The 14,760-nt window shown below is 50.6% G+C and carries 12 protein-coding genes; 1 reads left to right on the top strand and 11 read right to left on the bottom strand.

Features of this window, described 5'->3' with window-relative positions; all coding sequences use genetic code 11:
- Window positions 1–3: 3 nt before the first annotated feature.
- The 9 genes from uvrB to G548_RS0109145 all read right to left on the bottom strand — a co-directional run bounded on the left by uvrB (window position 4) and on the right by G548_RS0109145 (window position 12,405).
- Window positions 4–1,980 (bottom strand): excinuclease ABC subunit UvrB, encoded by a 1,977-nt coding sequence (gene uvrB, locus G548_RS0109185; protein WP_022793858.1) that lies wholly within the window; start codon window positions 1,978–1,980, stop codon window positions 4–6.
- A 193-nt stretch (window positions 1,981–2,173) separates the two neighbouring features.
- Complete coding sequence (locus G548_RS0109180) at window positions 2,174–3,367, bottom strand: PDZ domain-containing protein (RefSeq protein ID WP_022793857.1); 1,194 nt, start codon at window positions 3,365–3,367, stop codon at window positions 2,174–2,176.
- Between the two features lie 64 nt (window positions 3,368–3,431).
- Window positions 3,432–4,892, bottom strand: coding sequence for a S41 family peptidase (locus tag G548_RS0109175; RefSeq protein ID WP_022793856.1), 1,461 nt, complete (start codon window positions 4,890–4,892; stop codon window positions 3,432–3,434).
- 123 nt (window positions 4,893–5,015) lie between these two features.
- Window positions 5,016–5,252, bottom strand: a complete 237-nt coding sequence (locus G548_RS0109170; RefSeq protein ID WP_022793855.1) for a hypothetical protein — start codon at window positions 5,250–5,252, stop codon at window positions 5,016–5,018.
- An 18-nt stretch (window positions 5,253–5,270) separates the two neighbouring features.
- Window positions 5,271–6,149 (bottom strand): YitT family protein, encoded by an 879-nt coding sequence (locus tag G548_RS0109165; protein WP_022793854.1) that lies wholly within the window; start codon window positions 6,147–6,149, stop codon window positions 5,271–5,273.
- Between the two features lie 69 nt (window positions 6,150–6,218).
- Window positions 6,219–7,323, bottom strand: a protein-coding gene (gene prfB, locus G548_RS0109160; RefSeq protein ID WP_156847931.1) for a peptide chain release factor 2 whose coding sequence is annotated in 2 segments (ribosomal slippage) — window positions 6,219–7,250 and window positions 7,252–7,323 — 1,104 coding nt in all. Because the reading frame shifts where the segments join, the coding sequence is not laid out codon by codon here.
- A gap of 90 nt (window positions 7,324–7,413) precedes the next feature.
- On the bottom strand, window positions 7,414–9,906 hold the full coding sequence (gene secA, locus G548_RS17805; protein ID WP_022793852.1) for a preprotein translocase subunit SecA: 2,493 nt from the start codon (window positions 9,904–9,906) through the stop codon (window positions 7,414–7,416).
- Window positions 9,907–10,160: 254 nt separating this feature from the next.
- Window positions 10,161–10,757, bottom strand: a complete 597-nt coding sequence (gene hpf / locus G548_RS0109150) for a ribosome hibernation-promoting factor, HPF/YfiA family (RefSeq protein WP_022793851.1) — start codon at window positions 10,755–10,757, stop codon at window positions 10,161–10,163.
- 220 nt (window positions 10,758–10,977) lie between these two features.
- Window positions 10,978–12,405 carry an NAD-dependent succinate-semialdehyde dehydrogenase gene (locus G548_RS0109145; protein ID WP_022793850.1) on the bottom strand — a complete coding sequence of 476 codons (1,428 nt, stop codon included), beginning with the start codon at window positions 12,403–12,405 and terminating at the stop codon, window positions 10,978–10,980.
- Between the two features lie 525 nt (window positions 12,406–12,930).
- On the opposite strand from G548_RS0109145, the gene G548_RS0109140 reads away from it, so the two are divergent.
- Complete coding sequence (locus G548_RS0109140) at window positions 12,931–13,953, top strand: DUF6612 family protein (protein WP_022793849.1); 1,023 nt, start codon at window positions 12,931–12,933, stop codon at window positions 13,951–13,953.
- Window positions 13,954–13,982: 29 nt separating this feature from the next.
- Here G548_RS0109140 and G548_RS0109135 read toward each other — a convergent pair whose 3' ends face one another.
- Entirely contained in the window at window positions 13,983–14,366 is a 384-nt protein-coding gene (locus G548_RS0109135) for a DUF8042 domain-containing protein (protein WP_156847930.1), read from the bottom strand.
- 122 nt (window positions 14,367–14,488) lie between these two features.
- On the bottom strand, window positions 14,489–14,760 hold a 272-nt coding region (locus G548_RS0109130), incomplete at its 5' end, for an integrase core domain-containing protein (protein ID WP_022793847.1).

The following is a 14,760-nucleotide window of genomic DNA, read 5'->3' as shown; positions in this document are numbered from 1 at the left end:
TGGTCATCCTTCCGCTTTAAGTTCTAATACCATATCGCGCAGTTCCGCTGCGCGTTCAAACTGCAGGTCTTTGGCTGCCTGTTTCATTTCGTCTTCCATCTGGTCGATTACTTTTTTCCGCTCCGTCTTGCTCATTTTATCAAGAGCTGGTTTATCAATATCGGATGAATCCTCTGAGCTGACCGTTGCCTGAATAAGGGCAGGGATTTCTTTTTGAATTGTTTTCGGTGTAATGCCGTATTTTTCATTATGCGCTATCTGGATCTCGCGGCGGCGGTTCGTTTCACTGATCGCCACGTCCATCGAACGCGTGATTTTGTCTGCGTACATAATAACATGCCCGCGGTCGTTCCGGGCAGCACGACCCATTGTCTGGATAAGAGAGCGTTCGGCGCGCAAAAAGCCTTCCTTGTCTGCATCCAGAATGCCAATCAGCGACACTTCCGGAATATCGAGCCCTTCCCGGAGGAGGTTAATGCCGACCAGAACGTCAAACTGGCCGAGTCGGAGCTGGCGGATAATGTCGATCCTCTCGAGCGTTTTAATGTCTGAGTGCAGATACTTCACCCGGATGCCGAGCTCTTTTAAATAGTTGGTCAGATCCTCTGCCATTTTCTTCGTGAGCGTCGTCACGAGCACCCGCTCATTTTGTTCCCGCCGCTCATGAATTTCCCCGATCAAGTCATCGATCTGTCCTTCAATCGGCTTCACTTCCACTGTCGGGTCGAGCAGCCCGGTCGGCCGGATAATCTGTTCAATGACTTCCGGAGCGTGTTCAAGCTCATACGGACCCGGCGTTGCGGAAATAAACATCGCCTGGTTGATCCGCCCTTCAAATTCATCAAATTTCAACGGACGGTTGTCCATCGCGGACGGAAGACGGAAGCCGTGGTCCACGAGCACCTGCTTTCTTGCCTGGTCCCCGTTGTACATGCCGCGCACCTGCGGAAGCGTAACGTGGGACTCGTCCACTACGAGTAAAAAGTCATCCGGAAAATAGTCAATCAATGTATAAGGGGCATCCCCGGGGTTCCGGAAGGTCAGATGCCTCGAATAGTTCTCGATGCCGGAGCAAAAGCCCATTTCCTGCATCATTTCGAGGTCATAATTAGTCCGCTGTTCGAGCCGCTGTGCTTCAAGCTCCCGGCCGTCCGCCCGGAACTTTTCGAGCTGCTCCTGAAGCTCCTGCTGAATATTTTTAATGGCCCGCTCCATTTTTTCTTCCCGCGTCACAAAGTGGGAAGCCGGGAAAATTGCAGCGTGTGAACGTTCACCGATAACTTCGCCGGTTAAGGCGTCCACCTCGGTGATCCGGTCGATTTCATCGCCAAACATTTCAACACGAATGCAGTGCTCTTCTCTTGATGCCGGGAAAATTTCGATCACATCGCCGCGCACGCGAAACGTTCCGCGCACGAAATTAATGTCGTTACGCTCGTATTGAATGTCCACAAGCTTCCGGAGAATCTGGTCCCGTTCGATCTCCATCCCCGTACGGAGTGAAAGCATCAGATCCCTGTAATCCTCCGGTGAGCCGAGACCATAAATGCAGGAAACGCTGGCCACAATAATAACATCTTCCCGCTCAAATAAGGCGCTCGTCGCCGAGTGCCTTAGTTTATCAATTTCATCATTAATGCTCGCGTCTTTTTCAATAAACTGGTCCGTCTGCGGTACGTAGGCCTCCGGCTGATAGTAGTCGTAATAGCTCACAAAGTATTCTACCGCATTGTTTGGAAACATTTCTTTAAATTCATTATATAACTGCCCGGCGAGCGTCTTATTATGCGCCATAACAAGCGTCGGCCGGTTCACTTCCGTTAACACATTGGATACTGTGAACGTTTTGCCGGTCCCTGTCGCTCCGAGCAGCGTCTGGTATCTTTTGCCGTCTTTTAACCCTTGAACCAGCTTTTCAATCGCCTGCGGCTGGTCGCCCGCCGGATTATATCTACTCGCCAGTTCAAATGTTTCGTTCATATTAGTCCCTCACTTCCTGTCTGCGTTCCGGTCATATGTCTATTTACTATACCACATGAAGATTGGAAAGAAACAACATAAAAACGAACGTATATTCGCTATTATTATTGTACTCCACTCCCCTGTAATTGCAAAGAAAACGACATTTCCCCTGCATCATACAAAAAACAGAACCCGGCAGGGGGGTTCTGTTTTACTGGGCCGTATGCATGCTTTCCGGTGCCGTTCGTTCTTTATTAATCATCAATATTCCAAGCTGATGGTGCTGGTTGCTGTAAAGCGCCGCCTGCGCCTGGCGGAGCTCTCCGTTAATATCTTCCACATCCAGCCGGCAGTAGGCGGAATTTTTCTGCACCGCCCGGTAAAGGCTCGCTTCATCATATACCTTTTCGCTGTTCACACGCCGGATGACTTCTCCCGCTTTAATATGCATGCGGTCTGCCGGAGATTCCGGCAGAACAGCGAGTACGGATATGCCGTCGCCGCGGAGCGTATAAAGAAAATTACTTTTAGCTGAACTGCTGGCAGCAATGGTTACCCATTCCCGCAGCAGAATCAAAACAGCCGTAATTACCGGAATAATCCATCCGCTGTAAAAATAAGCAAGTGCTGCGCCGGCGCCGGCAAGGACAGCGATTCGTACAACCCACCATCCGGCCGAGCGCACCTGCACGGCTGCTAGACGGTCGAAGGTTTTCATACGTATGCCGATCACTACCGGCAGCAAAAGAAGGGAAAAAGCAGTACCGCCGGGAAGGAGCGGCCACCAGCCTCCCGCTTCAACAGCGCTTCCAGGAATAAACAGAAAAACCGGGAGCATCCAGAGACGGTGCGTAATCTGGCCTCCAATTGGCTTGCCGCGGCGGCTCACTGTCCGCAGCGGAGAAAAAAACCTGGTCCCGTTCCAGACAATCAGTATTCCTTCTGCGAGCGTGAGCACTGCGATCCAGACCATCAGAGAAAAAGCATCAAAGCCGTTTCCGAGCCAGGCGCCGGCAGAGAAAAACGGTACCGCGACCCCGGCAGCATCCAGTGCCAGAGCAGCTAAAAACGCCGTTCCCCATACGTGCAGAGCGGTCAGCCAGCGGTGCAGGCCTGACACTGCCAGCAGGGCACTGATCACCATCGCAAGCAGGACTGCTCCAAGAGGCAGTGAAATGCCCGTAACAATGGTGATGACCGACACAAAAGCAGCGATTACTATTGCCGGAATGACACTCATCGTCAATTCCATCAGCATTGGATACATTTTTGCATAAAACATTTTCCGTTCTCTTTTCACCCGAAGATAACCAATCATAAGCATGGCTGCTATCATTATGTAAGTCAGCGGGTTCAGAAAAAACCACGCTAACGCGGGACCAATTTCCCCGATTATTCCCTGCATCCACTATTTCCCCCTTTTCTTTGGACCGGGCAGAACCCGGCCACCGGTATCATCCAGCCTTCATTTATTGCTCTGTGACTGTATCAAGCGCGCGCTGCAGCTGTTTGTCGTTGTCCCTGTTCTGGACATTTTCAAGCACAAAATCATTCAGCGCGTCTGCTGTTTCCGGCGTCAGCGTCCCAGTGGCTTCTAAACCTTCCTGTTCCTCCTGGAAATTTTGTACCGCCGCTTCTGTTTCTTCGCTGTAGTATCCGTCCTCACGACCCGGGTCAAATCCGGCTCCTTTTAAGAGCGTTTGTGCGGTGGCAATGTTGTCTCCAGTCGTATCCGGCTCCAGGGCTTCATCAATGGACAAAATAGATGCCTGGAAATAGTCCGGCTGCTCCTGCTCAATGGTCGGCTCCACGCCTTCTTCATTAATCCAGTTTCCATCCGGAGTCAGCCATTTAGAGACAGACAGCTTTACGTCGCTTCCATCATCGAGCTCCATCACCTGCTGGACTGTTCCTTTGCCGTAGGTGGTCTGCCCTACCAGTTCAAAACCTCCGGACTCCTTCATCGCAGCCGCCAGAATTTCAGAAGCAGACACACTTCCCTGGTCAATCACGCCAACCACCGGATAGTCTTTGTTCTCCTCTAAAGAGGAGGTCACTTCTGATATCGTGCCTTCACGGTCTTCAATTTCCACCACAGGCTCTCCGCCCGGAATGATCATGTCGCCGATATCCTCTACCGCGTTCAAATAACCGCCTGGGTTCCCGCGCACATCGATCACCAGGCCGTCAATGTTTTCACTCTCCACCTGCTCGAGCTGGGTTTCGAATTCATCGGCTGTATTTTCAGAAAATGACGATACATTCAAATAACCGATGCTTTCGCCATCCTGCTCAATCACTTCACCTTCGACGGTTTCGATCGGAATTTCGTCGCGCTCCACTTCAACATTAAAAGGGTCGCCGCTTCCGCGCTGAACAGTGAGATTCACGTCCGTTCCTTTTTCTCCGCGGATTTTCAGAACCGCTTCATTGAGTTCAAGGTTTTCTGTGCTTTCTCCGTTAATTTCCAAAATATCATCATTTGGCTGCAGTCCGGCAGCTTCCGCCGGAGAATCTTCGATCGGAGAAACGATCGTTACTGCGTCTCCGGATTTATTTACTTCAGCCCCAATGCCTTCAAAGGAGGAATCCAGCGACTGCGTGAATTCCTGTGCTGTGCTTTCGCTCATGTAGCTGGAGTGAGGATCATCGAGTTCTCCGATCATCCCTTCGATAGCCCCCTGCACCAACGCATCATCATCCACTTCTGTCATGTATTCGGAGTCGATCAGATCGTACACAGAACTGATTTTATTTAAGTCTTCCTCTGACACATTTTGCGTTCCGCTGTCCGAACCGGATTCGGACAGTGCAGGTGAGGAAGTGCCCGACTCCCCTCCCCAGACAGAAGCACCTACGACTGCGCCTCCAGTCCCGGCTGCCGCTGCTGTGACCAGAATTGCTGCCGTCACTTTGATGTTTTTCTTCATCTATTTCACTCCAGCTTTATTAAAGTCATAACCAAATCATAGACTATACGAAAGAGGAATCAGCTTCGCGGGCTGTTCCTCCGGATCGAAAACAGCGAGCCGCCCTGGGGCCTGCGAAGCAGGTCAGTTCGATGGTGTCACAATCGTGACGTCCTTCATCGAACTTCCTTTTTTGACCGAACGCTCTGCGCTTTTCTTATTGTCCAGTTCCAAGGCGCAGTCGCTTCTTCCGTTGTCTTTCTCTGCCTTCTCTGCCTTTTGGCAGATCCAGGCAGAGAACCGCCAGCCGGAGAAGACTCCTAGCAGCGCCTTTCCACTTTTCTTTAGTGTAGCATGAACTTCTATGATTCTGAAACACAATGTTGGCGCTTCCGTTTTTTACACAGAGTTTCCCTGATTCTCAAATCCCTGGCCAAGCACCTCTGAAGCGTTGCTGACGACCACAAAGGCTTCGGGATCCTGCAGCTGGATCACACGCTTCAGGCGGGTAACTTCCCCCCGGTTGACGACACACATTAGCACCGGCCGCGTATCATTGGTAAAGCCTCCCCGGCCTTCGAGTTTGGTTACCCCGCGGTCCACTTCTTTTAAGATAGATTGACGCACCGTTTCTTCGTGCTTTGTAATTACAAACGCCACTTTGGCATAGCCCAGACCGGTCTGCACGACATCAATGGTTCTTCCCGTAACAAATAATGAAATAAGGGCATACAGCGCGAACTCCAGGCCAAAGATGAATGCCGAGCCCGTAACAATCAGTCCGTCCATAATAAAGACCGATGTGCCGAGCGTCCCTCCGGCGTATTTATGAATGATTTGGGCTAAAAGATCCGTGCCTCCGGTCGAAGCACTGGCCCGAAACACCAGTCCGAGCCCAAAGCCCACTCCGATTCCGCCAAACAACGCACCAAGCAGCGGGTCATCGATACCGATATCCCAGTTTCTCGTGAAATAAACAATAAACGGCAAAAACAGCGTTCCAATTATCGTTTTTGCCCCGTATTGGAGGCCTCCAAGAAGCAGGAGACCGAGGATGAAAAGGAGGACGTTGGTGATCCCTATCGTTATAGCCGGTTCTACATTCAATGAGGCCTCGAGCAGGGTCGCAAAACCGCTTACCCCTCCGGACGCGATCGAGTTAGGCAGTAAAAAAGCGTTATATGAAATAGCTACTACAGCCGTTCCGATAAAGATCTGGAACCCGTTGACCCATTTCAACGCCGTTTTTGACATTGGTTTTCTTCTTCGGTTTACCATTACAGTCCCTCCTTTTGGTTTGACGTAAAAAGAGCCTGCGCGAACGCAGGCTGCTGATTTTGCCCTCTGTTATACTTTCATGCTTGCACGCAGGTATTCATCGATGAACGGATCAAGATTACCGTCCATTACTGACTGCGTGTTTCCCATCTCTACATTCGTCCGATGGTCTTTTACCATGTTGTACGGATGGAAAACATAAGAACGGATCTGGCTTCCCCAGCCGATTTCTTTCTGTTCTCCGCGGATTTCATCCATTTCCTGCTGACGCTCTTCAATCTGGCGCTGATACAGCTTGGCCCGCAGCATTTTCATCGCCTGGTCCCGGTTTTTCAGCTGGGACCGCTCGTTTTGGCAGGTAACGATAATGTTTGTCGGCAGGTGGGTGATCCGCACTGCGGAGTCCGTCGTGTTTACGTGCTGCCCGCCGGCACCGCTTGCACGGTACGTATCGATTCTCAAATCCTCCGTCCGCACTTCCACCTCCACGGAATCTTCCATTTCCGGCATGACTTCGCAGGAAACAAATGAGGTATGCCGGCGCCCCGAGGAGTCAAACGGGGAAATCCGCACGAGCCGGTGCACCCCTTTTTCCGCTTTCAGAAAGCCGTAGGCATTGTAGCCCTTGATCATCATGGTGACGCTTTTCAGACCGGCTTCGTCCCCGGGAAGATAATCCAGGGTTTCCACCGTATAGTTTTTCTTTTCCGCCCAGCGGGTGTACATTCTGAGCAGCATGGACGCCCAGTCCTGGGATTCCGTGCCGCCGGCGCCGGGGTGCAGCTCCAGTATGGCGTTGTTTTTATCATACGGCTCGCTGAGAAGCATCTGCAGTTCAAAATCGTTAATATCTTTTTTCAGCTGCTTCGTGCCTGATTCGAGCTCTTCTTTTAAATCTTCATCGTCTTCTTCCTTTACAAGCTCATAGGAAACCTCGAGATTTTCATGCTGCTCTTCAAGCACGCGGTAGCCTTCAGTAATATCCTTTAACGCATTATTTTCATCAATAACTTTTTTGGAGGCGTCCTGGTCATCCCAGAAGCCGGGGTGAGTCATCTTTTCTTCGAGTTCGCTGATGCGCTCCTTCTTGGCATCGAAGTCAAAGAGACCCCCTGAAGTCCGCTAATCGCTTAGCCATATTTTCAAGTTCGTTTCGAATTTCTGCCATATCCATGTAAGAAATCCCCTTTCTGAATGTAGGTGGCAAGGAAAAAGCCCGAAGCTGAGCACTTCGGGGCCTGTCCCTCCCGTTTTTCGTTTCTTATTACCGTTTGTTCGGCACCGGCATTTTCCGGTTGCCGTTTGCCGGCGCTGATTTCTTTTTGTTTTTCGGCTGCTCTTCTTCTGCTTCCTGTTCGTCCTGGCGCACTGCTTTTCCTTTAGCGACTTCCTGGCGCTGCAGGTTCTCTTCGTTGACTTCCGATTTGATGACGTACGTAGCGACTTCTTCTTCAATCGAAGCCACCATATCCTCAAACATGTTAAAGCCTTCAAATTTGTATTCCCGAAGCGGGTCATTCTGGCCGTAGGCCCGCAGGTGAATGCCCTGGCGGAGCTGGTCCATCTGATCGATATGGTTCATCCACTTCCGGTCCACCGACCGGAGGAGCAGCACTTTTTCGAACTCACGCATGGATTCTTCGTCAAATTCCTGCTCTTTTGCTTCGTAGTTACCTTTTGCTGTTTCCCATACCTTGTCGATAACTTCTTCCTGCTCAAGACCTTTAACGTCCTGCTCTGTCAAATCGCCTTCATTCAGCACGGTGGTATTCAGGTAATGAAGCATGCCCTCAAGATCCCAGTCCTCCGGCACCTGCTCCACCGGGGTATAGGCTGCAACAATATTTTTCACCGTGGACTCAAGCATACGGAGCACAATATCACGCAGGTTGTCCGACTCGAGCACTTCCATCCGCTGGGCATAGATAATATCACGCTGTTCGCGCATGACGTCATCGTACTGCAGAATCTGCTTACGGGAATCATAGTTCGCGCCTTCCACCCGCTTTTGGGACTGTTCTACAGCACGGGTGACCAGCTTGCTTTCGATCGGCTGATCTTCATCCATGCCAAGGCGCTCCATCATGCCGCGCATGTTATCTGAGCCGAATCTGCGCATCAGCTCGTCTTCCATGGACAGGTAAAACTGGGAAGCACCCGGGTCACCCTGACGTCCGGCACGGCCACGCAGCTGGTTGTCAATCCGGCGGCTTTCGTGCCGTTCAGTGCCAATGACAAACAGCCCGCCGAGGTCCGCTACTCCGTCCCCGAGCTTGATATCGGTACCGCGCCCGGCCATGTTGGTCGCAATAGTGACCGCACCGCGCTGGCCGGCGTTTTCAATAATTTTCGCTTCGTTTTCGTGGTTTTTCGCGTTCAGAATGTTGTGCGGCACGTTTTTCTTTTTCAGATACCGGGAGATCAGCTCCGACGTATCTACGTTTACCGTCCCGACTAGAACAGGCTGGCCGGTTTCGTACAATTCAGCGATCTTTTCGGCTGCCGCCCGGTATTTCGCTTCCCGGGTCTTGAAGATCAAATCGGATTTGTCTTCGCGGACGACCGGCTGATTGGTTGGAATCGAAATGACGTCTGTTCCGTAAATATTGCGGAACTCTTCTTCTTCCGTTTTCGCTGTACCGGTCATCCCGGCAAGCTTCTGATACATCCGGAAGTAGTTCTGGAACGTAATCGAGGCGAGCGTCATGCTTTCCTTCTGCACGCGCATGCCTTCCTTCGCTTCAATCGCCTGGTGGAGACCTTCACTGTACCGGCGGCCGGCCATCAGACGACCGGTAAACTGGTCTACAATGACCACTTTGCCGTCCTGGACTACGTAGTCCTCGTCGCGGTGCATTGTCACATGAGCTTTTAACCCCTGATTGATGTGGTGCAGCAGCTGCACGTGCTGCTGGTCGTACAAATTCTCTATTTGAAACGCTTTTTCCGCCCGGGTAACGCCTTCATCGGTTAAAAGCACTGTTTTTGTTTTTTCATCGAGCGTGTAGTCCCGCTCTTCTTTGAGCCGGCTCACAAACACGTTAGCTGCCGCGTACAGCTTGGTCGACTGCTCCACCGAGCCCGAAATGATCAGTGGTGTTCTCGCTTCGTCGATCAAAATTGAGTCCACTTCGTCGACGAGGGCAAAATGAAGAGGGCGCTGCACCATCTGCTCTTTGTACAGAACCATATTGTCCCTAAGGTAATCAAAGCCGAACTCGTTGTTGGTCCCATACGTAATATCAGCCAGATAGGCTTCCCGCTTCGCTTCCTTGCTCATGTCCTTTAAATTCAGGCCGACGGTCAACCCGAGGAACTGGTAAAGCTCTCCCAGAGTTTCACTGTCACGCTTGGCCAGATAGTCGTTGACGGTAACAACGTGCACGCCTTTGCCGGTAATGGCGTTTAAGTAGACAGGCATGGTTGCGACCAGGGTTTTCCCTTCCCCGGTTTTCATCTCCGCGATATCACCGTCGTTTAATACGATGGCACCCATCAGCTGGACGCGGAAGGGAGTCATTCCGAGCACGCGTGTCGACGCTTCTGCGACCACCGCATAGGCTTCCGGAAGCAGCTGTTCAAGCTTTTCCCCCTGCTGATAGCGTTCTTTAAACTCTTCGGTCTTACGGACAAGGTCCTCATCGCTCAAAACCTGGATGTCTTCATAAAAAGCCTCTATTTTTTCCGCTTTTTTCTCCAGTTTTTTTACATATTTTTGGTTGGTGTCTCCGATAACTTTCTTCAATAAACCTCTCATGGTTTAATCATCGTCCTCTCTTTCGTACCATCTAGCCGAAATACGATTGACGCGCATAGTTGTTTTAATTGTTAATAAGGGGCCCGAAGCCTGATTTATCTGTATTTTTATATATATAAATGAATCGTTGTATTTCTAAGCATCACCGTATATTTTAACAGTATTCCGCTATTGTTACAACGCGAACCCGTGCTCGCGGTAAAACCAAAACAGACCCTGCGCATTATCCGCGCAGGGTCTGTTAACTCATATAATTATTCTTCCGGCTCAATCAGGCCGTAGCGCCCGTCACGGCGTTTGTATACGACTGACGTGTCACCGCTGACCGAATTAGCGAAGACGAAAAAGTTGTGGCCGAGCATATCCATTTGAAGGATCGCTTCTTCCGTATCCATCGGCTTTAAATTAAACCGTTTGGTCCGGACGATTTCAAGGCCGTCGTCCTCTTCGGTCACTTCATCCGTCAGCGGAGCTTCTTTTACCCCGCCATTGGCAATTTCATCATTCAATTCTTCAATATTGGTTTTAAATACTTCCGATGTTTTACCGTTTTGGCGGAACTTGCGGTTTACTTTTGTTTTATATTTTCGAATCTGCCGTTCGAGCTTGTCCGTCGCAAGATCGATCGCCGCATACATATCCGTATGCGTCTCTTCTGCACGGAGGAGCAGCTGCGGCATAGGGATGGTCACTTCTAAAATTTTCTCGCTGTTTTGAACTTCCATATTCACATGGACGTCCGCCACAGGGGTTGTATCAAAGTAACGTTCAAGCTTGCTCACTTTCTTTTCTACGTAACCTCGAAGAGCTGGAGTCACCTCTAAGTTTTCCCCGCGAATGTTAAAGTTCATCAAGTGAACCCCTCCTTATCGTTATGTGTCTACTTTCTATATTCCTTTTGCAGAATCCTTTTCAAACAACAAAATTTTTTTAAAAAGTGAAAAGAATGTGGCATAACAACAGGGTCTCAGGACTTATGAAACAGATAAAAGCCTTTTAATTGTAAGCGCTGAATTATTCATTCTCATAAAAAAGCTGCACCGGAGCAGTCCGGCGCAGCCTCTGTTTCTATTATAATCCCATCGAAATATATTTCGTTTCGAGAAACGGCATGATACCCTGACGGCCGCCTTCGCGTCCGACACCACTCTGCTTCCAGCCGCCAAACGGCGCCTGGGCCGCCGATGGTCCGCCATCATTCCAGCCGACAATACCGTATTCGAGTCCTTCGGCAACTTTCATACCCCGGGACATGTTTTCGGTAAAGAAGTACGAAGCAAGACCAAACGGTGTGGTGTTCGCCAGCTTGACGCCTTCTTCGTCACTTATAATTTTCTGCACCGGTGCCACCGGTCCGAATGTTTCTTCGTGCATGATGATCATGTCATGGTTGACGTCGCGGAGCACGGTCGGTTCAAAGTAGTAGCCGCCATTCTTTTCATAACCGTTGCCGCCCGTTACGACTTTCGCGCCTTTATCGACAGCATCCTGCACGTGGCGCTCGACTTTATCGTAAGCGTCTTTATCAATCAGCGGGCCAACCTTCACGTCTTCGTCCATGCCGTCGCCGACCTTCAGATCCTTGCATGCATTCGCAAATTTTTCGACAAACTCTTCATATACCTTTTCATCGGCATACACACGGTTGACGCAAATGCACGTCTGGCCGGATGCGCGGAATTTCGATGCTACGACGCCCTTGACCGCTTTTTCGATATCCGCATCGTCGAGAACAAGTGCCGGCGCATGCCCGCCGAGTTCAAGCGACAGCTTTTTAATATCCTGCGCGCCCTGCTCCATTAAGTTGCTTCCGACTTCGGTGGAGCCGGTAAAGGTGACCTTGCGGACTTTTTCGTTCGACATCAATTCATTGCCGATCGCCGAGGAGCTCTGGCCGGTAACCAGGTTGATTACGCCTTTAGGCACGCCCGCTTCTTCGCAGATCTCTACGAAACGCACGGCGGACAGCGGCGTATTCTTTGCCGGCTTCAGTACGATTGTGCAGCCTGCGGCGAGGGCCGGTCCGACTTTACGGGTAATCATCGCCTGCGGGAAATTCCACGGCGTAATCGCACCGACGACGCCGACCGGCTGGTGAATCACCATCAGCCGCTTGTTTTCCGATCCGGATGGGATGGTCTCGCCGTACACACGTTTCGCTTCGTCCGCATACCATTCAATGAAAGAAGCCGCATAGGCTACTTCCCCTTTAGCCTCCGCCAATGGTTTGCCCATTTCCTTTGTCAGCAGTTCACCGAGTTCATTCTGGCGCTCCATCATAAGGGTGTGAATCTTGCGAAGAATGTCTGCGCGTTCGTATGCTGTTGTGTTCGACCAGGAATCAAACGCCTCATGGGCAGCATTGATCGCCTCTTTCGTTTCCGCTTCGCCTGCGTTTGCAGTCTCTCCCACCACTTCTCCGTTTGCCGGGTTCACAACCTCAATGGTGCCTTCGTCTGCTTGTTTCCATTCACCGTTAATATATATTTTTCCAAACATACAATCATTACTCCCTTTCATGCGGAATATGCATCGTTTGTTCTATACCCGCATTTTTCATTTATTATTCTGCTCTTTCACAAATCAATTGCTTCCTATTTTAGAATAGGACACTAAGGAGCACTCCTATTTTAAAATAAAGCCTAAACGGGCGTGTCCTCTTGTATTCCGGGGCCCCGGGACATATGATAGTACCAGGCAGCAGCACTTCGGCTGCTCTCTCTTCTACATATTTCCCCTTATACCTCTGACAGCAGCAACCTCCCACACTGTTCTGTCCGCCCGGGCGCCGCTCCCCTTGTCTAAGCGGCCGTCGCGGGCACCAGAAGCCCGGCATCCGCCGGGTTTCTTTCTTATGGTCTCTTACTATTGAGAGAGCTTTCTCTCCACACAGCCACCTCCTGCTTCCCCTCTCTGGAAAGCGGTGGAAGACAATCATGAACGAGGTCTTATTCTTTTTTGTGTAAAAGTGTGGTATTCTTAGAAAATATGTAAAACGAATTTTAGATGGAGGTCGGAGGTTCCATGAGGAAGTCATTTGGCGTACTTCTCGTTTCTTTAAGTCTCGTCCTTCCGATAGGATGTTCATCCATTGACAATGAACCAGATCCCACGGAAAACCAAGCTTCAGATGAGGAACCGGCTTCTGATGAGGTTCTTTCTGAAAGTATTGACTATATGCAGGAATTAAACCGTTATTCTATTGATATAAACATGGACCAGACAATCGGCCCGGCTCAGGAAGACCCGGTGACCAATGAACTCACCTCCCATGTGGAGGTTGGCACTGACCCGTTCGCCTACCATGAGTCTTCGACGCTGCAGACAACAGAACAGGAGCCGAAGGAAATCGAGCGCTACCTGACAGCCGAAGGCTTTTTCACGTATGATTCTGCAGAAGAAGAATGGATCAAGTATCCGGATGAATTCACCAGCGATTTGAGCGCTTCAAGCCAATCCATCGGAGAACCGGCGGCTGTGCTGGAGCTGATCGACGCCTATGCTGCAGATTTTCAGCTGGACGAACGGGAGTCGGAATACGTGATTGAGGCCCGCGGCCGTTCCGATCAAATGCGCGAGCTCGTTAAAAGCACGGTCAGCTTCACCAATGAAGACTTTGACAGCTTGATTGACGACATGCTGTTTGCCGGAAACCTGGAAGACACTGTTTACACTATTACTATCGATAAGGATTCAATGGAGACAAAAAGCATTCAGGCAGATTTTCAAATTGCTATGAATAACAGCCAGAACCCGCAGACCTCCTCATCCATCCAGTCTCTCACGTTTACCTATAATGAAGTGAACAATGAGCAGACGATCAGCGCGCCTTCCAACGTCGTCGCTACGGCGGAAGAGCTGAACTTTGAAAATCTGCAGGAGTGGGAGGAAGGCGAACGGTTCAACCAGATTGAAGGCCAGAGTATTTCCGAGCTCATGTATCCTGACCGTCAGCCGGCGAATTGGATCATCGAGCACGGCTCTCTTCCGACGCTGGAACAGAGGCTTGGGCTGCCGCCTCTTTCCGAACAGGGCAGTGACGAATAAAAACAGGCAGGGGCCCCGTCCCTGCCTGTTTATTTGCTTGCGAGCGCTGTCACCCGAAGCTTCCAGCGTTCAAGCACCGGCATATACACCGAAGCGACGTAGCGCATCTTCTCGGCACTGCTCATCGTTTCTGCCTCTATAAGACTTCGTACTTCTTCGGTTGCCTGCTCGAAGGCTTCCAGATCCTGCTTCCATTCCTCCTCCTGGCCGAACAGATACGCCATTGTCACCGTCTGCGAGGAAAAAAGCGAGGATTCCCTGGTCGTGCTGTCGAGCAGCCGGTCGCCGTTTTCTTCAAAACCTTCCCGGTAAAAGCCTGTCACCTGTATCATGCTTTCCTGTACCATCTGGAGCCAGTCGCTGTACTGCTCTAAAAACGTGGCTTCTGCCCGGCGGAGATGTTCACTCATCATTACCTGCCCCTTTTTTATCCTTTACGCCGTTTATAACATAATCCAGGCACTCATACACATAAAAACCTTCAGCTCAGGTTGCACTGACCTAGAAATATGAGACAAGATAAAGCACCTAGCCGTTAGCCTTCTGCCGTCCGGTATTCCACCGGCGTGTGGAAGGCTAATTTCGTCAAGGGTCGCTGATAGTTGTAATAATACATGTACGTCTGCACGTTTTCTAGTATAATTGGAAATGTTAGGGGCACCCCTTTCGGGGTGCGGAATCCTTCCGACTTTAGCGAGGAATGGAAGGATTCAATGACGGCATTATCAAAGCAGTTGCCTCGGCGCGACATGCTTGTGATAATGCCTTTTTTGTGGGCAGCCTCCTGAAAGGCATACGACGTGTACT

This window comes from Marinococcus halotolerans DSM 16375 (assembly GCF_000420725.1).
Taxonomy (GTDB): Bacteria; Bacillota; Bacilli; order Bacillales; family Marinococcaceae; genus Marinococcus; species Marinococcus halotolerans.
This window is presented reverse-complemented; position numbering and strand designations above follow the sequence as displayed.